20 protein-coding genes are annotated in these 21,406 nt (G+C 69.5%); 7 read left to right on the top strand and 13 right to left on the bottom strand.

All coding sequences use genetic code 11. The annotated features are described in order from the left end of the window. The first annotated feature begins 3 nt into the window (after positions 1-3). Positions 4-2,598, top strand: a complete 2,595-nt coding sequence (locus tag AB0D14_RS23885; protein WP_362782224.1) for a SpoIIE family protein phosphatase — start codon at positions 4-6, stop codon at positions 2,596-2,598. A 43-nt stretch (positions 2,599-2,641) separates the two neighbouring features. Here AB0D14_RS23885 and AB0D14_RS23880 read toward each other — a convergent pair whose 3' ends face one another. The 4 genes from AB0D14_RS23880 to AB0D14_RS23865 form a co-directional block, all read right to left on the bottom strand. After that, positions 2,642-3,400, bottom strand: a complete 759-nt coding sequence (locus AB0D14_RS23880; RefSeq protein ID WP_362782221.1) for a DUF2071 domain-containing protein — start codon at positions 3,398-3,400, stop codon at positions 2,642-2,644. 76 nt (positions 3,401-3,476) lie between these two features. Continuing rightward, positions 3,477-3,908, bottom strand: coding sequence for a hypothetical protein (locus tag AB0D14_RS23875; protein ID WP_362782219.1), 432 nt, complete (start codon positions 3,906-3,908; stop codon positions 3,477-3,479). Positions 3,909-4,048: 140 nt separating this feature from the next. Beyond that, positions 4,049-5,578 carry a DEAD/DEAH box helicase gene (locus tag AB0D14_RS23870; RefSeq protein ID WP_362782216.1) on the bottom strand — a complete coding sequence of 510 codons (1,530 nt, stop codon included), beginning with the start codon at positions 5,576-5,578 and terminating at the stop codon, positions 4,049-4,051. 207 nt (positions 5,579-5,785) lie between these two features. Further along, positions 5,786-5,989 carry a cold-shock protein gene (locus AB0D14_RS23865; RefSeq protein ID WP_055510728.1) on the bottom strand — a complete coding sequence of 68 codons (204 nt, stop codon included), beginning with the start codon at positions 5,987-5,989 and terminating at the stop codon, positions 5,786-5,788. 349 nt (positions 5,990-6,338) lie between these two features. Between AB0D14_RS23865 and AB0D14_RS23860 the strand changes: the two genes are divergently transcribed. After that, positions 6,339-7,412, top strand: a complete 1,074-nt coding sequence (locus tag AB0D14_RS23860; RefSeq protein WP_362782214.1) for a dihydrodipicolinate reductase — start codon at positions 6,339-6,341, stop codon at positions 7,410-7,412. Between the two features lie 25 nt (positions 7,413-7,437). After that, positions 7,438-7,917 carry a carboxymuconolactone decarboxylase family protein gene (locus AB0D14_RS23855; RefSeq protein WP_362782211.1) on the top strand — a complete coding sequence of 160 codons (480 nt, stop codon included), beginning with the start codon at positions 7,438-7,440 and terminating at the stop codon, positions 7,915-7,917. 66 nt (positions 7,918-7,983) lie between these two features. Here the strand turns inward: AB0D14_RS23855 and AB0D14_RS23850 are convergent, their stop codons facing one another. Continuing rightward, positions 7,984-9,624, bottom strand: coding sequence for a GMC oxidoreductase (locus AB0D14_RS23850; protein WP_362782208.1), 1,641 nt, complete (start codon positions 9,622-9,624; stop codon positions 7,984-7,986). Positions 9,625-9,810: 186 nt separating this feature from the next. Next, on the bottom strand, positions 9,811-11,079 hold the full coding sequence (locus AB0D14_RS23845; RefSeq protein WP_362782205.1) for a helix-turn-helix domain-containing protein: 1,269 nt from the start codon (positions 11,077-11,079) through the stop codon (positions 9,811-9,813). Between the two features lie 303 nt (positions 11,080-11,382). Between AB0D14_RS23845 and AB0D14_RS23840 the strand changes: the two genes are divergently transcribed. Beyond that, a complete protein-coding gene (locus tag AB0D14_RS23840; protein WP_362782202.1) occupies positions 11,383-11,781 on the top strand; it encodes a hypothetical protein in 399 nt (132 codons plus the stop codon). 16 nt (positions 11,782-11,797) lie between these two features. Here the strand turns inward: AB0D14_RS23840 and AB0D14_RS23835 are convergent, their stop codons facing one another. Together AB0D14_RS23835 and AB0D14_RS23830 are read right to left on the bottom strand one after the other, a co-directional pair. After that, positions 11,798-12,763: a YihY/virulence factor BrkB family protein gene (locus AB0D14_RS23835; RefSeq protein WP_362782200.1), complete on the bottom strand. Its 966-nt coding sequence runs from the start codon at positions 12,761-12,763 to the stop codon at positions 11,798-11,800. A 269-nt stretch (positions 12,764-13,032) separates the two neighbouring features. Beyond that, positions 13,033-14,010 (bottom strand): ABC transporter substrate-binding protein, encoded by a 978-nt coding sequence (locus tag AB0D14_RS23830; protein WP_362782329.1) that lies wholly within the window; start codon positions 14,008-14,010, stop codon positions 13,033-13,035. 474 nt (positions 14,011-14,484) lie between these two features. On the opposite strand from AB0D14_RS23830, the gene AB0D14_RS23825 reads away from it, so the two are divergent. Beyond that, entirely contained in the window at positions 14,485-14,940 is a 456-nt protein-coding gene (locus AB0D14_RS23825) for an ATP-binding protein (RefSeq protein WP_362782198.1), read from the top strand. 54 nt (positions 14,941-14,994) lie between these two features. On the opposite strand, the gene AB0D14_RS23820 is transcribed toward AB0D14_RS23825, so the two are convergent. From AB0D14_RS23820 to AB0D14_RS23810, 3 genes are all read right to left on the bottom strand, one after another. Continuing rightward, positions 14,995-15,333 (bottom strand): hypothetical protein, encoded by a 339-nt coding sequence (locus AB0D14_RS23820; protein WP_362782196.1) that lies wholly within the window; start codon positions 15,331-15,333, stop codon positions 14,995-14,997. Positions 15,334-15,523: 190 nt separating this feature from the next. After that, a complete protein-coding gene (locus AB0D14_RS23815; protein ID WP_362782193.1) occupies positions 15,524-15,901 on the bottom strand; it encodes a hypothetical protein in 378 nt (125 codons plus the stop codon). Between the two features lie 143 nt (positions 15,902-16,044). Continuing rightward, positions 16,045-16,305: a WhiB family transcriptional regulator gene (locus tag AB0D14_RS23810; RefSeq protein WP_362782191.1), complete on the bottom strand. Its 261-nt coding sequence runs from the start codon at positions 16,303-16,305 to the stop codon at positions 16,045-16,047. Between the two features lie 245 nt (positions 16,306-16,550). On the opposite strand from AB0D14_RS23810, the gene AB0D14_RS23805 reads away from it, so the two are divergent. Next, complete coding sequence (locus tag AB0D14_RS23805; RefSeq protein WP_362782189.1) at positions 16,551-17,255, top strand: GAF and ANTAR domain-containing protein; 705 nt, start codon at positions 16,551-16,553, stop codon at positions 17,253-17,255. 83 nt (positions 17,256-17,338) lie between these two features. Here AB0D14_RS23805 and AB0D14_RS23800 read toward each other — a convergent pair whose 3' ends face one another. Further along, the gene (locus AB0D14_RS23800) at positions 17,339-18,442 is read right to left on the bottom strand and encodes a GNAT family N-acetyltransferase (RefSeq protein WP_362782187.1); all 1,104 of its coding nucleotides are present in this window, start codon (positions 18,440-18,442) and stop codon (positions 17,339-17,341) included. Positions 18,443-19,008: 566 nt separating this feature from the next. Between AB0D14_RS23800 and AB0D14_RS23795 the strand changes: the two genes are divergently transcribed. After that, positions 19,009-19,614 carry a hypothetical protein gene (locus AB0D14_RS23795; protein ID WP_362782184.1) on the top strand — a complete coding sequence of 202 codons (606 nt, stop codon included), beginning with the start codon at positions 19,009-19,011 and terminating at the stop codon, positions 19,612-19,614. A 72-nt stretch (positions 19,615-19,686) separates the two neighbouring features. Here the strand turns inward: AB0D14_RS23795 and AB0D14_RS23790 are convergent, their stop codons facing one another. Next, on the bottom strand, positions 19,687-21,357 hold the full coding sequence (locus AB0D14_RS23790; RefSeq protein WP_362782182.1) for a cellulase family glycosylhydrolase: 1,671 nt from the start codon (positions 21,355-21,357) through the stop codon (positions 19,687-19,689). Positions 21,358-21,406: the final 49 nt, after the last annotated feature.

Here is a 21,406-nt window from a genome sequence, read left to right as displayed (position 1 = left end):
CCGATGACTGGGAGAGCCGAGCACGAGACCCGTACCTCCGGGCGCCTGGACCCGCTGCTCATCGGGATCACGCGGGAGGCGATCAGCGCGGTCGGCGGCTTCGCGGGGGGCGTGTACCTGCGCTCCGGCACACCGCGGCTGTTACGGCTGGCCGTGCTTTCGGGACTGCCCGGCCCCTTGTTCCGCCCCTGGTGGCGCATGCATGTGGACCGCCGGTTCCCGGTGGCCGACGCCTACCGGCTGGGCGTCCAGGTGGTGCTCCCGGACGCCACGGAGACAATGCGCCGCTATCCCCAGTTCGCGGCGGGTCTGCCGTTCCAGTTCGGCTCCCTGTACGTGCCCGTCGTGGGCAGGTCGACGACGTACGGCGTACTGACGCTGCTGCGTCCCTCTGTGTCGGACACCACCGAGGTACTGCCGGACCGTGACCGCATGGCTCAACTGGCCGAAGACCTGGGCGAGGCCCTGTGGGACCTGGAGCAGGACGGCGGGCCGGACGTCGCCTGGGACGGCGAACCACTCTGTGTACGGCCACCGACCACCCAGCCTCCCGCGGGGCGCATGGGCCGGTTCACCTGGGATCCGGCGTCCGGCGTCGTGACGGCGGACAGTCGCCTGCACGCCCTGCTCGGCGTGCCGCCGGGCGAGTCCACGGACACCCCGGAGGCGCTGGCGGACGCCGTGGCCGCCGCGGACGCCCAGGAGATCCTGACCGCCCTGCGGGAGACGTCCGTGGGCAGGCCTCCGCCGCTTCCCCTGCCGGTGCACGCGGCCGACGGCGGTCTGCGGCTCCTGGAGCTCTGGACGCCGGAGGAGACGGCCGAGTCACCGGAACCGCGTGCCGTACGGGGCCTCGTCCTCGATCCGGACATCGGATCGGCGGGGGACGGAGCGGCCGACCTGCTCCCCGAGGGCGTGTTCTGCCTCGACCGGCTGGGGCTGATCGTCTACGCGAACGAGCGGGCCGCCCGCCTGCTGGGGCGGCCTCGCGCGCGGCTTCTGGGCCGGTCCCTGGGCGAGGAAGTCCCGTGGCTGGATCCGTCCGCCTACGAGGACCACCTCCGCGAAGCCCTGCTGTCCTCGCACCCGGCGCACTTCCACGTCGTACGGCCCCTCCAGCCCGGTCTCCAGCCCGGCGAGGAGCCCTGCCCGGACCCCCGCGGGGGTGGTGACTGGCTGGCGCTCTCCGTCTATCCCGGGCCCGACATTCTGACCTGCACCATCGTGTCCGCGAACCGGGTGGCCGACCCGGTGCCCGAGCCCGCGCGCCCGCACGAGGGGGGCACGCCGGCCGGTGCGCCCGGGCCCGACGGACCGGCTGCGGGAGTCAGCTCCATGGCCCCTCTGTACCGGCCGATCGTCCTCGCGATCGCACTGACCGAGGCGGTCACCGCGCGGCAGGTGTCCGCGGTCGTGATGCAGGAGCTGCTGCCGGCCTTCGGCGGGCGCCGGCTCGCCATCTATCTGCTGCAGGACCGGCACCTCTACCTGGCCTGGGAATCAGGCTTCCCGCAGGGGTTTCTCGCACCCTTCGAAGGGGTCGGACTCGACGCGCGGCTGCCCGGCGTCGAGACCCTCACCAGTGGCCGCCCGCTCTTCTTCGAGTCGATGCAGCAGCTCGCGACCGCCTACCCGGGCATCCCCCTCGACGCGACGGAGGGCTCCCGGGCCTTCCTGCCCCTGATCGCCTCCGGGCGTCCGGTCGGCTCCTGCATCCTGGGCTTCGACGGCCCTCGTGGGTTCAGCACCGAGGAACGTACGGTGCTCACGGCCCTCGCCGGTCTGATCGCCCACGCCATGGAGAAGGCCCAGCGCTACGACAGCGAGGCCGCGCTCGCACGAGGCCTTCAGCAGGCACTTCTTCCCCGGCGCCTTTCCGCACACCCGCAGGTGGAGACCGTCGGACGCTATCTGCCGGGCACGCAGGGGATGGACGTCGGAGGGGACTGGTACGACGTCGTCGAGTCGGGTGACGGTCTCGCGCTGGTCATCGGCGACGTCCAGGGGCACGGTGTCCAGGCAGCCGCCACGATGGGGCAGCTGCGCAGTGCCGTAAGGGCTTTCGCCCTCGGCGACCGGCCGCCCGACGAGGTCATGAGCGGCACCAACCATCTCCTGATCGACCTCGACCCCGGTCTGTTCGCCAGCTGCTGCTACATCCGCCTGGATCCGCTCACCGGTCTGGCCCGGGTGGCCCGGGCAGGGCATCCGCCGCCGATCCTCCGTCACCCGGACGGCCGTACCCACGTCCTGGACATCCCCGGCGGTGTCGTCCTCGGGGTGGATCCGCAGGCCCACTACCCGGTGACGGACCTGCGCCTGGACCCCGGAGCCATCCTCGCGCTCTACACGGACGGCCTGGTCGAACAGCCCGGCGTCGACATCGACGAGGGCATCACCGCGCTGCGGGTGGCCCTGGCCCGGGCCGGTGCCCCCGCCGGCCGGCCTGGGGGCCACCCCGGGAACCGCCCTGGGGGCCGGTCGCTCGCGGGAGTCGCCGACCGGCTCACCGCCAAGGCCAGACACGTCGCCGACCGCCCCGACGACATAGCGCTGCTGCTCGCCACGCGTCGCTCGGAGCCCCGGCCAAACGGCTGAGATCCTGCGTCCGGGGCAAGGGCGCTCCTGGCCCCGGCGGGCCTCATCCGCGCGGCGGGCCCGTCGTCGCGCGGCCGAGGCGTACGGGGACTCCCGGCGAGTACAGCACGCTCACCGGATCCCCTGTCGGTGCCGGCAGCCCGGCCGACCGGACGAGGTTCTCCTCGCACGAGATCAGCGTCGCGCGGTGCAGCGGCCAGCGGGGATGGTCGTTCGGCAGGAAGCCCGCCTCGCCGGAGAACGGGTTGTGCATACCCCACCGGGCGGTCAGGAAGTGTTCGAGATCGGTCGGCTCCGCTATGCGCTCCCCCGGCCTGACGACGAGACGGCTGTACGCGCCCCGCGGGCCCGGCACGCGCCGCACGCTGGTGTAGCCGACCGTGTCCCCGGCGGTCCTGACGGACATCCGGGACCACACGTACGGCAGCCGGAAACCGAGGCGCCCCAGGACCACCGGTAGGAGCCGGGACGCGTCCATGGAACGGAAGACCACACCACGCCGCCCGTGCTCGTCCACCGAGTACAGGCGCACGTTGGTCTCCGGGAACGAGCCGAAGTAGGGCACGCCCGGCATTCGCCACCAGCCCACCCGGTGCATGCGGAAGGCGACCAGACCGACGAAGGTGGCACCGTCCAGGGTGTCAGGGGTGGTGCCGGCCGGCAGCAGCGCCGCCACGGCGGCCGGGTCCACGGCCCAGTGCACGAAGGCGAGGTCCAGCCACTGCTGGGTGAGCAGCGGACGGTGCAGTACGACCGGGGCGTCGGGCGTGATCGGCTCCGGCACGGATGAGGTGATCGACACGGGGCCAGCCTCGCAGGTCCCGGCCCCGGGCATGCCGAGAACCCGTGCCGTGTGACGAGTCTGGCAACGGCGCGCGTCAGACGTCGGTGGGCAGGCCGCTCACCTCGGCGATGCCTCGCAGTTCCTCGTCCTGCCGGTGACGCTCACCGATGAAGTCGGCGATCTCCTGGCACCGGGCGGGATCCGCCGCGGTGCCCGAGTCCGTCACGACCCTGACGGGTCCGTCCTCCTCGGTCTCGATCTCGACGATCTGGTTGTCCATACGCCCGGTGACGGCGACCGCCACGACGAGGGACGCCTCGTCGCGGACCTCCTGCGAGACGCCCGCTCCGTCCTCGCCCTCCAGATTCAGCTCGATCGGGCCTGCCCGTTGCTCCTGCATGGCTGCGAGGACGGGTTCGACCATGCGCAGCAGCAGAGCGTAGTCGGATGGGGTCATGCGGACACGCAACAGATCGAGGTAAAGATCGACGGGTCGGCCTTCCGGCGGAAACTCTGATTCAGTCATGGGACTCGACTTCCCCAATGTGGGCAATGTGATCGCATCTGCGTCCAGAATGGTGGATCCAAGCGTTCACCGCCGCTCGACACCGCCCACGAGACCGCGGGGCCCCAGGCCATCGGCCGTCGGCCCGCGCCCCGACCGGCCTACGCGCCGCGACGGATCCGGGCGGCCTTCCGGGCCTCCGCCGTCTGACGGGCCTCGGCCGACCGGCGGGACTCACCACCGGATCGTCCCGGGCGGGTGCCCATGCCCCGGAAGGGTGTGCCGCCGCGCTGAGGGCGCTCCGCGATCGGGGCGCCGCCTGCGAGGGGGACGCCGGAGGGCACCTGGGCGCCGGTGATGCGGCTGAGCTCGGCCTCACCGGAGCGGACCTGCGTGACCTGCGGCCGGATGCGGGCGTCGGACATCAGACGGGTCATGTCGCGGCGCTGGTTGGGAGTCACCAGCGTGACGACGCTGCCGGACTCGCCGGCTCTGGCCGTACGGCCTCCGCGGTGCAGGTAGTCCTTGTGGTCGCCGGGCGGGTCGACGTTGACGACAAGATCGAGATCGTCCACGTGGATGCCACGGGCCGCCACGTTGGTCGCCACCAGCACGGTGACCTGGCCACTCTTGAACTGTGCCAGGGTGCGGTTGCGCTGGGGCTGCGACTTGCCGCCGTGCAGGGCCGCGGCCCGCACACCGCTGCCGAGCAGGTGCCTGGTGAACTGGTCGACGGAGTGCTTGGTGTCGAGGAACATGAGCACTCGCCCGTCGCGGGCGGCGATCTCCGTGGCGGTGGCGTACTTGTCGGCACCGTGCACGTACAGCACGTGGTGCTCCATCGTGGTGACGGCACCGGCCGACGGGTCGACCGAGTGGACCACCGGGTCATGGAGGTAGCGGCGGACCAGGAGGTCGATGTTGCGGTCCAGCGTCGCCGAGAACAGCATGCGCTGGCCTTCGGGCCGCACCTGGTCGAGGAGCTGGGTGACCTGGGGCATGAAGCCCATGTCGGCCATCTGGTCCGCCTCGTCCAGGACCGTGATGCCGACCCGGTCCAGGCGGCAGTCCTTGCGCTCGACGAGGTCCATGAGACGGCCCGGGGTGGCGACGACGACCTCGGCACCGGAACGCAGTGCGCCGGCCTGCCGACCGATCGACATACCGCCGACGACGGTGGCCAGCCGCAGCTTCAGCAACCGGGCGTACGGCGTGAGCGCGTCGGTGACCTGCTGGGCCAGCTCGCGCGTGGGGACGAGGATCAGGGCCAGTGGTTTCCGCGGCTCGGCACGCTGCCCGGCCGTGCGGACCAGGAGCGCGAGACCGAAGGCGAGCGTCTTGCCCGAGCCGGTGCGGCCACGGCCCAGCACGTCGCGGCCCGCGAGCGAGTTCGGCAGCGTGGCGGCCTGGATCGGGAACGGCTCCTCCATACCGAGGCCGGTGAGCGTCTCCAGCAGCTCGGCGGGCAGGCCCAGTTCACCGAAGGTCGCCACCGCAGGGAGGGCGGGAGTGATGGTGGTCGGCGGGGCGAACTCCCCCTGCACCGCGGCGGGACGCCGTCCGCTGCCGCCCGGCCGGATGGCGGGACGGCCCTGGCCCGGCGAGCGGGACCGGCCGCCGCGGTCGGAACCGCCGAAGCCGTCCTTGCGGTTGTTTGAGAAACGATCGTTCGTACGAGCTGACCGGTTCATGAAGAACCTTCCTCGATATGGCACGTATCGAGGAATCCTCGGCATACGGATGCCGAATGAATTGCAAGAACGAGCCGAAATTTAAGTCGAAACGGATCCGACCACGCCGACGCGACCCACCGAAGGGAAACGGCGTCGGGCTTGAGAAAGCAGCAAGCTGGGGCCCCACCATGAAGTGGGACCCCAGCCGCCTTGCGCGCTACGTCATCAGGCAGGAGTGATGTTCTCCGCCTGCGGGCCCTTCTGACCCTGCGTGACGTCGAAGGTCACCTTCTGGCCTTCCTGAAGCTCACGGAAGCCCTGAGTGGCGATGTTCGAGTAGTGGGCGAAGACGTCCGGGCCGCCGCCATCCTGCTCGATGAAGCCGAAGCCCTTTTCCGAGTTGAACCACTTAACGGTTCCAGTAGCCATGTCATATCCCTTTCGGGGCAGTACCCGGGGGCCCGCACTGTGTGGACCCCTGTGTCGCCGCAATTGACCCCGTCCGGAACGAAATGCCGGAAATACAGAAGTGCCCGACGAATACGAATTCGCCTGCGGCACTTGAAGTGTGCGGGAACTACAACTGCAACTGGATCAAGACTATCACGCAGAGGCCGTCAGGCAACGGCACGGCCGCACCGCTGGGAAACCGTTACCTACCGACCGCCGGACAGGCCCCACACCCGCCCCTCACACCCTCCGCGACCCACCCGGGCACACCCCGGCAGATCGCTGCGGGGCTATGGAAACTGACGACTCGTCAGGTTACGCTCCCCGCATGATTTCCACGGTGGTCTGGGGTACCGGCAACGTGGGCCGCGCGGCGATCCGCGCGGTCGAGGCGCACCCGCTGCTCGACCTCGCGGCCGTACTCGTGCACAGCCCGGACAAGGTCGGCCGGGACGCGGGCGAACTCGGCGGCCTCGACCGCGGCCTGGGTGTCGCGGCGACCGACGACATCGACGCCGTCCTGGCCGACGGCCCCCGCGCCGTCGTCTACGCGGCGTCGGGCGACATCCGGCCCGACGAGGCCCTGGCCGACATCGGCAGGGCGATCCGGAGCGGCGCCGTGGTCGTCACTCCGGCGCTGTATCCGCTCTACGACCAGCGCAACGCCCCGCCCGAGTTCCGTGAGCCCGTACTCGCCGCCGTCGCGGACGGCGGCGGGTCGCTGTTCGTCTCCGGCGTCGACCCGGGCTGGGGCAACGACGTACTGCCCCTGCTGATGAGCGGTCTGGGCACCGTCGTCGACGCCATCCGCTGCCAGGAGATCTTCGACTACTCCACGTACGAGCAGGAGGAGTCGGTGCGGCATCTGGTCGGGATGGGCCGGCCGATGGACTACGAGCCGCTGATGCTCGCCCCCTCGATCCCGACGATGGTGTGGGACGGGCAGATACGTCTGATGGCCAGGGCCCTCGGCGTCGAACTGGACGAGATACGCGAGACCTTGCAGCGCCGCGCGCTGGACGCCACGGTGAGCACCCGGACGATGGGCGTGTTCGAGGCCGGCACCCAGGGCGCGGTGCGCTTCGAGGTGCAGGGTTTCGTCGGGGGTGAACCTCGCATCGTCATCGAGCACGTCACCCGGATCCACCCGTCCTGCGCTCCGGACTGGCCCACGCCGCCAGGCGACGACGGGGCGCACCGGGTGATCATCGAGGGCCGCCCGCGCATCGAGATCACCGTCGAGGCGACCGACGAGGGCGAGAACCGGTCCGCGGGCGGGAACGCCACGGCGGTCGGCCGGCTGGTCGGCGCCATCGACTGGCTCGTGGACGCGGAGCCGGGACTGTACGACGCGCTCGACGTCCCGCTGCGCCCGGCGGTCGGACGGCTCGGCAGGAAGTGACACCGCGGACCCGAAGGAGCCCCGGATGAACATCGACATCCCCGACGGCAAGAACCCGATCGAGTACGTGTGGGGCGAGCTGGTCCCCGGGATAGGGCCCGCCGCCGCGGACTTCTCGCTGGCCGTCTACGCCCATACGACCCTGGGGCTGCGCGAGTTCGAGGCGGCGCGGCTTCGGATCGCGCAGATCAACGGCTGCCTCTTCTGCCTCGACTGGCGGACCGAGCGAGACGGGCTCAAGGTCGAGGAGGACTTCGCCGACGCGGTGGCGAAGTGGCGCACGGCCGACGGCCTCGACGAGCGCGCCCGCCTGGCCGCCGAGTACGCGGAGCGGTACGCCCTGGACCACCACGGTCTCGACGAGGAGTTCTGGGACCGGATGGCCGCGCACTACAGCCAGGCCGAGATCGTGGAGCTGACCATGAGTCTCGGCTCGTGGCTGGCGTTCGGGCGGCTCAACCGCGTGCTGGGGCTGGACGCCATGTGCGTACTGCCGGGGCACTGACAGGCACCCGGCCGGTCCGGGACCGTCCGTTGGTCCGGGCGGCCCCGGTTCCGTACCCCGGTGTCCCTACAGGTCCGCGGCGATGATCGCTTCGATGTTCCGTTCGGCGAGCGCCGTGATGGTGACGAACGGGTTGACGCTGGTGTTGCCCGGGACGAGCGCGCCGTCGATGACGTACAGACCCGGATGTCCGTGCAGGCGGCCGTAGTTGTCCGTCGCCTTGTTGAGCACCGCGCCGCCCAGGGGGTGGTAGGTGAGGTGGTCGCCCCAGATCTTGTAGGCACCGAAGAGATCGGTCCGGTAGATCGTGCCCTCCTTGGCGTTGATCTTGTCGAAGATCGTCTTGGCCATGTCGATGGACGGCTGCTTCCAGGCGGTCTGCCAGTTGAGATCGACGTTGCCCGTCCCGGCGTTGTACGAGAACTGGGCGCGGTTGGGGTTCTTGGTGATCGACAGATAGAACGAGGCGTAGGTCTCGATGCCGGTGGGCAGGGGGGCCACCTCGGCGAACGCGCCGCCCGCGGCCCAGTTGTCGATGCCGGAGCAGGGGATGGACGACTGAACGGCGCCGGTGGGGTCCCACAGGTGGTTGGCGCGGCCGCACATCACGTTGCCGTTGTCGCCCCAGCCCCTGCCCACCTCGCCGTTGAGGCCCGGCAGCGCGCCGGTGGCCTTGAGTCTCACCAGGAGCTTGCTGGTGCCGACGCTGCCGGCCGCGAAGAACACCCGGTCCGCGGTGACGGTCTTGGTGGCCGTGGTGCCGCCGGTGGTGTTGAGCTGGTCGATGACGACCGTGTAGCGGCCACCGGTCGCCGGGGCGACGGAAGTGACCTTGTGCAGTGCTGAGATGGAGACCCGTCCGGTCGCCTTCGCCTTGGCGAGGTAGGTCTTCTGCAAGGACTTCTTGCCGTAGTTGTTGCCATAGAGGATCTCGCCCGCGAGTGCGGACTTCGGTACGGTCCCGGCGGCCTCCTGTTCCATGTAGTCCCAGTCGTACACGTCGGGCACGAAGACGAACGGGAAGCCCGAACGCTGGGCGTGCCTACGGCCGACCCGGGCGAACTGATAGCAGTCGGCGGTCTCGAACCACGTCGGGTCGACCGTGCCGACCCCGAGGCCCGCGTTGGCGCGCGGGTAGTGGACGGAGTACATCTCGTCGGCGTCGACCGACGGCAGGACGGCGCCGAAGTTCTCGCGCCTGGGGGTGACCGCCATGCCTCCGTTGACCAGTGAGCCGCCGCCGACACCGCGGCCCTGGTAGACGATGATGCCGCCCATCTCCTCGGCGTCCAGGATTCCGGTGTGTCGCGGGACGTCCTTGTCGATGGGGAATCCGAGGAAGTTGCTGAGCGGCTGCTTCGTCCTGGTGCGCAACCAGTAGGACCGGTAGTCGGGGCTCGTCGTGTTGGCGAAGATCTTGCCGTCCGACCCGGGGGTGTCCCAGGCCATGCCCATCTCGACCATGTGTACGTCGACACCCGCCTGGGCCAGGCGCAGAGCGGCCACGGAGCCGCCGTATCCGGTGCCGATCACGAGGGCGGGCACGTGCGCCCCTGGTTCGATCACTGCGGCTGCGGTGGCGGCGGCGTGGGCCGGGACCACCTGGCCGGCGAGTGCCGCCGACCCAAGAAGAGAACCTGTTCCAGTTATGAATCTTCGGCGGGACACACCTCTCACGTGGATCCCACGTGGGGAATCGTCGTTCATGCGGGCGCCTCACTCTCCATAGAGTGAAACGGGTTCTACTGTCAGCCCCACGAGAAGTCACGACATACCCTGAGGTAACTTTCAAACGATCACATTACTGGACATCACGCACACCACCTGGTGGTACATCACCTGGCGGCACCTCACCTGCTGGAGGCATTTGGCCGGGCACATCGGGCGCTGCCCTCAGTCGCGCAGGAGGCGGCGGGCGGTCAGCGCGAGGCTGAACTCCACCATGTCGGCCGGCCGGGCCAGCGAGCGGCCGGTCAGCTGCTCGCACCGCTTCAGCCGGTTCAGGACGGTGTTGCGATGGCAGTACAGACGCACACTCGCCCGTTGCGCCGAGCCGTCGCACTCGAGCCACGCCGCCAGCGTGTCCAGCAGGATGTCGCGGTCGGACGGCTCCAGACACAGCAGCGGCCCGAGGACCTTCCGGGCCAGCGCGCCGCCCAGCTCGGGGCACGACATCACGAGGGCCGCCGGCAGCTGCTCGGTCAGCTGTACGGTGCCTCCGCCGTCCGCACACATACTCAGAGCCATGTCCGCCAGCCTGCGGGCGTCGCCCACCGCGGCCAGCCCCGCCACGACGGGTCCGACTCCGACTCTCGTACCCGCGGGGGCAGTCGGCGCCATGGTCGGTGCGGGCGGGTCTCCGTCACCGACCAGGACGACGCCGTGGTCGATGTCCGCCCCCGTGTGCCAGTGCACGCGCGCACCGCCCGGGACGACGACGGCGGGCGGGGAGGCGCGGCCGACCTGACGTCCGCTCGCCACGGCGACCACGGCGTACCGGCCCTGTTCCGGCAGGTCCAGGGCCTCGGCCGTGTCGGCGACGTCGGCGATACGGCTCGTGCCGTCGAGCAGCGCCGCGGTCAGCAGCCGCACCCGGTGTTCCTGGCGCCAGGCGTGCTGACGCTCGACCTTGCGGTAGACCTCCGCCACGAGGGTGCAGTGCTCGTCGACGAAGTTCCATACGTCGGCTGCCACATGGACGAGCAGGCGGACATCCTCGGGGGCGGCCCGGGAGGTCTCCTCGACCAGCATCTGCCAGACCAGGGACCCGCCGAGCCGGAAGGCGTGCAGGAGCGCGTCCAGCGGCAGACCCTGTTCGGCGCGTGCGGCGCCGATCTTCGACGAGCAGCGCAGGGCCGGGTCCCGGGCGCTCCGCGGGTCCAGCAGGGAACCGACACTGTGCCGGAGCGACCGGTGCACCTCCTGCCACGTGCCCGCGGGATCGCTCTCCAGGGTGCTCCGGTAGGCGGGTTCCCGTTCCCGCAGCACCGCCACGAGCCGGTCGGTCACCTCGGGGAGGTTGTTCAGGAGCACCCGGGCCGACCGATGCAGGACGCGAAGAGCGTCGGCGTCGATCAGTGAACGGGGCTTCGGGGCACGCGACAGCGCGGCGGACGGCGGTCCGTGACCGAGCTCGACTCGGGACCGTACTGCCTGATGCATCGCGTTCTCCCAGGGCGTCGGCTCCGTGGCGGTGCGCTCACAGCGGCCCGTGCGCGGCCCCGCCTGTCGGCCGCGGCTCTCCGCGATGGCCGGCACCCGTCTCGTCCTGCCCCGTAGAATGACATACCGTCCAGTCGGTCCCTAGGGTTCTGCGTCGTTCTTTTCCATCGACCCCGCCCTCTCCCAAGGTGACGCTCCGTCAGTGGAGCCTGGGGTTTCCCACCGTGTGGCAGGCATTTCGCGCGCCCCGGGGTTTCTCGGGGTTTCAGGGGCATCCGGATGCCGAAAGGGAGGAGAGGTGTCATGCATCTGGCACGCGGAAGCAGCGGCGACCCCGAAGGCTGGCTCTGGGCCTTGGGGGCTCTGGCTCTGTACGCAGTGATCAGCTACGCACTGGCCTACCGGGCACGCGCCCGGCGCGGTTCCGGACATCCGGCCCACGAAGCCCTGCACGATCTCAAGGACCGGGAAGAGCCGCAGACGCCCCGACAGCGCCTCGTCAGCCGCATGATCATGCTGTGTGGTGGAGCGGCGACCGGTCTGGTCGCCCTGGCCACTTCGGGCGTGCCGCGCGTGGTGGCGGTCGCGGGCACCGCTGTCGTGGCGGTCGGGCTGTGGGCGTACTACGACCAGCGCACCGAACACACGGACCGCACTGAACGCACTGAACGCACCGAGAACCCGGAGGGTCGGCGGCACTGACTCGGGAGGGCAGGAATCAGGGGCCGGAGCCCGGGTCCGGTTCCACAGTGTCAGTGATCCCGGCACGGGCGGCTTCGAGCTGGGCGGCGAAGGCCACGCCCAGGAAGAGCGCGATACCGGTGAGGTTGGCCCACAGCAGCAGGGCGACGAACGCGGTGAGGGGGCCGTAGACGGCACCGAACGACCCGCTCCTGGCGACGTAGAGCGCCAACAGCCAGGTGGCCGCGACCCACAGCACCAGATGGACCGCCGAGCCGAAGGCGAGCCAGGTGTAGCCCGGCTGGTCCCTGCGAGGAGCCCAGCGGAAGATCACCGCGGAGGCGACCCACGCCAGGGCCACGCCCAGCGGCACCTCCAGCGGCCCCCACCAGTCGAGACCGTCCCGGGACCAGCCGAAGGCATCCACCACCGACTCCCCCACCGCGTCACCGGCGACGAGGACGAGGAATCCCAGGACCAGGGGCATGCCCGCGGTGAGGGCGAGGAGCAGGGACCGGCCGTACTTGGCCAGGAACGGCCGGTCGCGTTCGATGCCGTAGATACGGTTGGCACCCCGTTCGATCTGGCCCATCGCCGAGGCCAGGTTGAGCACGGCGAACGCCAGACCCAGCCACATCGCGAGGGCGCCCCAGACACCGGACCCGGCACTGCGCGCCGTCTCGTCCAGGGCTTCCTCGACCAGATCGGCGCTGGCACCGGGCACGATCCGGCCGAGGGTGAGTTCGATGATCCGTCCGACGCTCTCGGTGTGGACGGTCGTGGCGACACCCACCAGAGCGATGGTGAAGGGGACCATGCCCAGGACCACCTGGAACGCGAGGGAGCGCGCGTTGGTGAAACCGTCGGCGTAACGGAAGCGGGAGAACGCGTCCACCAGCAGGCGACCGCCTCCGTAACGCCGCAGTGCGGTGAGTGCCTCGTCGCCGGAGAGTTCCTCCCCGATCATGTCCCGCGTCTGCGGGACGTGCACGACGGTACCCATCGCCTGTGTCTCCTCGTGTCGCCCGTCCGGCCCCCAGTCCTCAGCCGTAGCGCCCTGGACGATCGCGGCCGGGCGGCGGAAGGTGACCGCACACACATTCGGACACGCATGGGACCCCCAAGGTATCGCCCCGCGCGTTCTCGGAGGCGACCGAGCCCATAGGTCCGGCAATCCGGCCAGGTCGGTGCAACCAGGCTGAAGCAGCCTCTCGCAGCGCGAGGCACCACGGCACCCGCGATCAGGCGATCCCTCACAACGGCGAGCGCCGGTCAGGAGAAGAGGGCGTCCAGGTCGGGCTTCTTGTCGCCGAAGAGGCCGTCCCGCTCACCGAGGGACGCCAGCTTCTCCAGGGAGGCCTTGTCGACGTCCGGCGGCCAGCTCGGCAGCGTGAGCTTCTTCAGGACATCGCCGCTGATCTTGGTGTACGTGGTGAGGACCTGGCGTGCCTCATCGGGGTGGCCGGTGGCGTATCGCAGCGACTCGGTCATCGCCTCGGTGAACTTCTTCACCAGGTCCGGGTCCTGCTTCTCCAGCTTGGCCGAGGTGAAGTACGTCGCCACGGTGAGCTTCGGATCCGTCTCGGCGAACGGCGAGGCCACCACGCGGACCCCCTGCGCCTTGGCGATCGTCATCGCGGGCTCACCCATCCACGCGGCGTCCACGCGTCCGTCGTCCAGGGCCGCCGGCATCTGGTCGAACGGTATCTCCACGAACTTGACCTCGGCCGGGTCACCGCCGGCCGCACGGACCGACTCGCGCACCGTGGTGTCCCCGATGTTCCGCAGAGTGTTCACCGCCACCGTGCGCCCCGCGAGGTCCTCGGCCGACTTGATCGAGCTGTCCTTTCTGACGCCCACACCGGTGACGTCGCCCCCGACCTTGCCGTTGGAGGCCGCGCCGTTGACCACGGACTTGACCGGGACCCCCTTCACCTGAGCGACCATCAGCGAAGTGGTGTTGCTGAACCCGAACTGGAACTGGCCGCTCACCACACCGGGGATGATCGCCGCGCCGCCCTGGGCACTGACCATCTCGAGTTCGATGCCGCGACTGCCGAAGAACCCCTTCTTCTGTCCCAGATAGAGCGGGGCCACATCAACGATCGGAATGATGCCGACCTTGACCCGTGTGGTCTTGCCCCCGCCCGAGGACGACGAATCTCCGGCCCCCGAGTCCGACGACCCGCATCCGGCTGCGGCGACGAGGGTGGTCAGCACTGCGGCAAACCCCAGAATGCGCCTGCGCATGGGCTCCTCCTGACGGAAAGCACTGGTGATCGACGTGAAGCGCGACTCGACAACTCGCTTCATGTTGTGCATTTTCGTGACGGCAGCAATCTACAGACCTAGCTTCACGCTGTCAGCACTCCGGACAAGGGAGGCTGCGGGCGAGGGCGCCGAAGATCATTCACGAACGTCCACACTTTCACTCCCCGGTCGCAATCTAATTGCAGTATCTACTTTCTTCGCGGTCGCGATCCGGCCGTTCAGGGGAATCTCGTCGCATTCTCGAAAGGCCGTGTTTGGACCGGCTAGATCCGGTCAGGCGTAACACCAGATCGTACGGAGGACCGGGCAGGTCAAGGGCAACGATCGTCAGGCCGAGGAGAAGGCCAAGGACGCATTCCGGCATTTTCCGGCATTGAAGATCATCTAATGCACAGGGCCCGTCGCACGTTCTTGCGGCGGGCCTGCTTCTGTTAAGTCGAAGGGGCGAGAAAAATGCTCGCGGAGCACCGAACACCTCCCACCGACTCGGCGACCTCGCCGTCTCGGCCCGCCCCGTCCGGACCGCGCAGTCCGGCCGAGGTGCGCGAGCAGGTCAGGCACGCGCTCGCAGACGCGCGGCGCCGCCGGCGCCGCGACACCCTGGGTGGTGACGACATCATCGGCGACGCTCTGTTGGTCGCCTCGGAACTCACGACCAACGCGATGCTGCACGGCGGCGGTGTCACCGGGTTCGAGGTGACGCTGGACAACGGGGACGTACGTCTGTCGGTGAGCGACCGCAGCCAGGAACTCCCGGCGCCGAAGCAACATGTCAGCGAGCGGGGCTTCATGCGGCCCGGAGGCCACGGCTGGCCGATCGTGTGCCGTCTCGCCCGCGACATCAGCATCTCGGAACTCCAGGCCGGCGGAAAGCGCATCACGGCCGTGGTACCTCTCATGCGGCCGTGAGGCACACGCCCGTGCGGAACGCTTCGGTGCGGGATGCGTCGGTGCGGAACGAGGTCACGCCGTGAGTGCCTGCCGAGGCACCCCCGCCGCCGACGACGAGGTGCCGCGTGCCACAGGACGCACCGGGTACGTGGTCTTCGCCGGATCTGTCACCGGGTCCCCCAGCACGATCCGGCCCGCCGCGTGCAGCGCGTCGCACTCGTCCGTGGGCAGGGCCACGTAGCAGCCTCCGTACCCGGAGCCGGCGCCCGCGGCCTGCCAGTAGCCGTATCGACGTCGGCCATTGGCGTGCACGGTCAGGCAGACGGGGACGCGCTGCACCGTGATGAGACGCAGAACCTCGGCGCCGCCGGGGCCGAGCGGCGCGGGCGTACGCGGGAGAGCTCGCAGCATGGTCAGCACTCTCCGTTCGACGCTTGCGGCTCGGCACTGCGGTGGAGAGTGAGCGTCATGTGCGGGCGGCCTTTCGACGGACGGGTTCGATCGCATGTCACCGGGAACGATGACGTTCTCGCTGCTCGGCATTCTTCCGCAGAGCACTGACAACGCGGCCGGGGCCGCTTCGAGCCGCTCCGAGCCACGCTCAGGAACCGTCCTTCACCGGCTGGTCGGACGGTGTCCGCGCATGATGCGCGCGACCCTCCAGTTCGCCCTGGACGAAGGGATCGTCCGCGGTGTCGTACACGCCGGCGTGATCGAAGAGCGCTTCGGTGATGCGCTCCCATTCGTCGATCTCCGCCTGCGCGATCAGCGCGTCGCGGCCGACGAGCGACCCGCCCTCGGCCGCCTCCTCGGCCGCCCTGCGGGCGCCCTCCAGCGCTTCCTTCGCCTCATGGTGGCGCATTCCCGTGGCCGAGCGCCGCACCCGTGCCCAGGCGGCACGCTCGTCTTCGGACGGCTCCGCCACCTCGTCGCCCGTGTCGTCGACGAGGCCGGACGCTCGGTCCTCCTCCAGGCTCACTGCTCCACCTCGTTCGGGCTCGTTCGGGTACGGCTTCGGGTACGGCACTGAATGCCGCCCTCAGCAGACCCGTCTGCCCCCGTCGCGAGGACCGACACCTGTCGGTACTGACGAACCGTTACGTCACGTCGTCGGTACGCCGGCTACGCACCGGTCCCGTGGGACGCGCGCTTACGGGCGCGTCGCCTCAGGGTGCGCCGTTCGGCCTCGCTCTTGCCACCCCAGACGCCGATGCTCTGGCCCGTGTCGAGCGCCCAGTTCAGACACTCCTCACGCACCGGGCAGCGTCGGCAGACGCTCTTCGCGTCCTCGATCTGTACGAGCGCCGGGCCCGTGGTGCCGATGGGGAAGAAGAGATCGGGATCGACGGTGCGGCACTCCGCGTGTTCGCGCCAGCCCTCCATGGGGGTCTCCTTGGGTCGCAATGGTGTTGTTCATGGGTTGAGTCCCCCCTTCGGGTCACCCAGGACCGCGCCGGTGAAACAAATAGCCTTGTGAGGCGGCGCCGCCTGAGCGTCCGACAGCACCAGCGATCGCGTACGAGCGGATGCCGGGGAACCCTCCCCCGGCGCGACGGGGACGCTCCGATGGCAGGATGGACCTTCACGGAGCGATGTCCAGGACGCTCCAACGGATGAGCAGGTGACACATGTCGGAGCAGCCGGGCGAGGTCTGGGAGCAATTCGCGATCGCCGTGGCGGAAATGGCGCGGGACCTGCTGGCCCAGAACTCCGCCCAGGGCACCTTGGACCGCGTCGTGGAACACGCGAAGGTCCTGATCAACGGGTGTGACGAAGCCGGCATTCTCACCGTGCGCCAGGGCAAGGTAAACGCCTTGGCGGCGACGAGCGACGTAGTGCGCCATGCGGACCGCATCCAACAGGATCTGCGGGAAGGCCCCTGCTTCGACGCCGTGGTCGACCGCCAGCAGGTCTATGCCATCGAGGACATGCAGCAGCCGAACAAGCAGTGGCCCCGCCTCGCCCCCGAGCTGAGGAAACTGGGGATGGGAAGCATGATGGGCTTCCTGCTCTTCACCGAGGACGACAACCTCGGCGCCCTGAACGTGTACTCGCACAACCCGGGCAACTTCGACGAGACCGCTCGGCGTGCCGGCTGGATCCTCGCCTCCCACGCGGCCGTGGCCTTCTCGGCGGCCCGTACGCATCAGCAGCTCAGCCACGCGATGGAGACCCGTCACGAGATCGGCGAGGCCATGGGCATCCTCATGGAGCGCTACGGTCTGACCGAGGACACGGCCTTCAAGGTGCTCAAGAAGACGTCCCAGGACCGCAACATCAAACTGCGGGAGGTCGCCCGCCAGGTCTGCCAGACGGGCGAGAAGCCCAGCTGACCGCCCGGGCCGCGGTCAAGAGCGCGGCCCGGCGCACAGCTCTCCGCCGACGAGCGAACCGGCCGGGCCCCGGGCAGGCGCCGTCACCTCTTCCGCGCGGCGCCGGCGCCGGCGGAGGTACGCAGAGCGCCGGCTGTCTTCAACAGCCGGTCGGCAGGCTCCCTCAGCCGGGGATGGGCCAGGACCGTGTTCCGCAGGCCGCGTACCGGTCGGCGCCACAACCGGTGCGCCGTCGCCACCAGGTGAGGGCGGCTCGCGAAGCCCTCCCCCACGCGCAGCTCCCGGGTCTTGAGCCAGTCCTTGTACTCCTTGTCCCCACGTCCCAGATCCATCATCCGCACGCCCTCCCGGGCGGCGGCCTCCGCCATCCGGAGATGCATGATCAACCCGGGTGAGTAGTACCGCAGGTCGGGGTCGTACGCGGTGAACCAGGCCGCGAACACCGTGCGCGATCGCGGTCCGAAGTGTGCGGCCACCGGCCGGTCACCGGCGTACACCACCGAGAGGACGCCGGTGAAGTGCTCCTCACGGACGTGGAACAGGTGATCCACCACGTTCACGATCCAGGGCCTCGCGAACCGGTCCATCCGCGAGGTCCTGCGGTACTGGGCGGACTTCCACTCCATGAGTTTGCGCAGCATCGCGGGGTCGCGCTCGTCGAAGACGAAGCGCATCTCGCCCACATCACGTCCCAGGCGGCGTTCCTTCTTGAGCGTCGTCTTGGCCAGCCCCGGGTACGCGCCGCGCAGCCACTGCGCGTAGCTGGCGTCACCGACCTTCAGATCGACCACCGGTGACGCGAACGTTCCCGTGACAAAGCGGTTGAACGGTTTCTGTTCCTCGACGAGGTGATCGAACTCGAAGACGGACAACCCGCAGGCCCGCAGCAGTTTCCCGGTGTCCCAGGTGACTCCGGGCCGATGTACGAGGGCCTGGCAGTCGGACAGGCCGAGACCGATGGCCCGCCCCACACCGAGGGAGCTGCGCTCGTACGGGAAGAAGCCCACGGCCTCTGCGCCTTCGTGCAGGACCGCCACCCGCGCCCCGCTGCGATATCTGCCGATACCGGCCGCGAACTCCGGTGACAGGAAGGGGTTGGCGTAGTCGGGTGACTCGTCCGCCGCCCGGTGCCAGGCCTGGCGCAGCGAAGCACTCAGCGACTCGGGTCTGTGGATGCTTGTCTCCACCTCAGATCAACCGTCCTTCCACAGGCTCCGTGAAGAACGTACCGACCGGGGCGCAACCCTGTAAGGCTCGTGAACCACTACGCATGGACCGCATGGACCGCAGACACGGCATGGACGATCGCCCCCGTTTCCCCCTGGACGCGGTAACCGCATCCTGATACCCCTTCGGCTGACTCCCCACTCACGCCGTCGAAGCGCACGTTCCCCGTCCGGCGAGCGGGACCCGAAGCCTCCGACAAGGCTCAAACGTCGCGAAACAGTACGCAGGCTGTCAAGGGTGTCGGCCGTAACGAAAAAGGTGCGGATCGGGTGACGCGGCCGAAGACCCGGTCGGGCCTCCGCACAGTCAGCTGTGCGGTCACCTTGAAGGTTGAATTTGAGACATCGCTTCCCTCGGGTGGGCGGTGTCTCCAGCATCCGGTCCTGCCTGCACTTCGCAGCCCACAGCGCCATGTTCCGAGTCCCGGACGCACAGGAGTGGTCCGAACAGGTTCGGGATCATGGCCTGGATGATGCGAGTAGCATCCGGCCCCAGCACCACACGATGACGAGGAAAGGTCACTGCCATGTCCGAGGTCGAATCGGCCGCCACGGAGCTCAAGACCCAGTACGCCGCCCAGGTGGCCGGGGACCTTGAACGGAACACCCGGGAGCAAGAACGTATCGGCGCCGAAGTGGGCGCACTGGAGGAGCAGTTGCGTGCCCTGCGGCACGACCGGTCCTTGCTGGCGGAACTGCAGCGGGCGCTGGGCGGCGACAGCCCCGCGGGGGCCGGCCCGAACACCGGGAAGAGCACCGCGCCCGCGCCTTCGGTACCGCGACAGGCTTCGGCCGCGACCGCGGCGGGCAGGCGCAAGAAGGCCACCTCCACGAAGCCGGCCGCCAAGCCCGCAGCGAGCAAGCCCGCTGCCGCGAAGTCTGCCGCCGGCAAGCCCACCCTCGTCGAACTCATCCGCGAACACCTCGGCCGTCAGAACGAGCCGCGTTCGTCCGCGGAGGTCGCCACCGGGCTGGCCGAGGCCCATCCCGACCGTGAGATCAAGCCCAAGGTCGTGCGCACCACGGTGGAAGGACTCGTCGCCCGGGGCCAGGTCCAGCGCACCAAGCAGGGATCGTCCGTCTTCTACACGGTGCCCGGCACCGCCGCCGAACAGGCCCCGGACACCGCCTGACTGTGCCGGCCTTTGCGTGTGTGTACTGGCCGACGGGGCCCTCGCTGACCCCGCCGGCCGGTGACAGCGGGGTCAGGCGGTGGCGCAGGCGGTGCCGTTGAGCGTGAACGTGGTCGGGACGGTGTTGACAGCACCTTTGTTGGCGGTGAAGCCGACGCCGACCGAGCCACTGACGGGAATGTCGGACGTGTACGAGGCGGGAGCGACGCTCACCGTGGCACCGCTCTGGGTCGGGGTTCCGCCCCACATGTTGGAGACCGTCTGGCCGTTGGCGAAAGCGAAGACCAGTTTCCAGCCCTTGATGGCGGCGGTGCCTGTGTTGCGGATGGTGAGTTCGCCCTGGAAGCCGCCCGGCCACTCGTTGACGACGCGGTAGCCGACGGCGCAGCCCGCGCCGGGTGTACTGCCGCCGTCGTCGGTGGTGACGGTCACCGAGGCCGAGCGGGCCGACCGGTTCCCCGCCGCGTCCCGTGCGTAGACGGCGAAGGTGTACGCCGTGTCCGCGGTGAGGCCGGTCACGGTGGCGGTGTTGGTGGTGGACGCGGCGACCGTGCTCTCGGAGCCGCCGCCCACCCGGACGATGTCGTAACCGGTGACGCCGACGTTGTCGGTCGCGGCGGTCCAGGTGAGGGTCACGGACGTGGCTGCCACGGCGGAGGCGCTGGGGGTGCCCGGTGCGGTCGGGGCCTGGGTGTCGCCCGAGTTTCCGCCGCCGTAGATCGTGGCTTCCCGGGAGGTCTGGGCGATGCCGTTGACGCCGTTGAAGACGCGCTGGCCCCAGGAGCTGAGCCGGCTGGGGTCGAACCCGATCGCGAGGTCGAGGATCGGGTCGGTGTTGCCGCTCCAGGACCAGGCGAGGTAGCCGAGCCGGAGCTGCTGCGCCGCGGCCATCATGGTGTCCTCGTCCGGGTCGCCGTACTGGTCGGCCGGCCCGCCGAACTCACCGATGAGGATGGGCAGTTCGGCGCTCACGAACGCGTTCAGGTAGTCGGTGATCTCCTGCGCGGTGTCGTAGACGCTGTACATGTGGATCGAGAAGATCAGGTTGCCGGTGGTGTCGGCATCGTAGACGGACTGGGCGTTGGCGTGCATGACGCCCTGCCAGTCCTGGCCCCAGTTGGGTGCGTCCACCATGATGGTGTGCTCGAACCCGGCGGTGCGCAACTTCTTGACGGCGGCGATCGTGGGGGCGGTCCAGCCCGCGGGATCGGTGTTGCCCCAGGGCTCGTTGCCGATGTTGATGATGACGTAGTTCTCTTGGCCGGCGAGTACGCTCTTCAGGCCGATCCAGTAGTCGGCGGCCTGGTCGAGGGTGGCCGCGGCGGCCTCCTCGGCGTAACCGGTGGTGTCGTGTACCTCCAGTACGCAGATGAGCCGGTTGGCCTTGCACTGGGCGATGACGCCGGTCACGTCCTCGGCGCTGTTCTTGGTCCAGCGGTGGCCGTTGGAGAGGACGACGCGGACGGTGTTGGTGCCGAACGCCTTGATGTCGGCCAGCGACTGCGTCTCACCCGGGTACCAGGTGTGGGCGTGGTTGACGCCGCGCATGACGAAATCGTTGCCGTTGCCTTCGAGCAGGCGGCCCTCGTCGATATGGAGGCCGGTCGCGAAGGCCCCGGGCGACTGGGCATGTGCGGCAGTCGGGACGAGGGCACCGAGAACGACGAGCCCCAGGAAAGCGGCCAGCCCGGCCAGCAGGGCGCCGACTTGGCTCTTTCGTGTCGTGCTTCTTGTTCTTCTCACTGCGACTCCAGGGAGTGAGCGCCAAGAAACGTGAGTTTCGGGGAAGTGG

The organism is Streptomyces sp. NPDC048484, from assembly GCF_040651415.1.
GTDB lineage: Bacteria > Actinomycetota > Actinomycetes > Streptomycetales > Streptomycetaceae > Streptomyces.
This window is presented reverse-complemented; position numbering and strand designations above follow the sequence as displayed.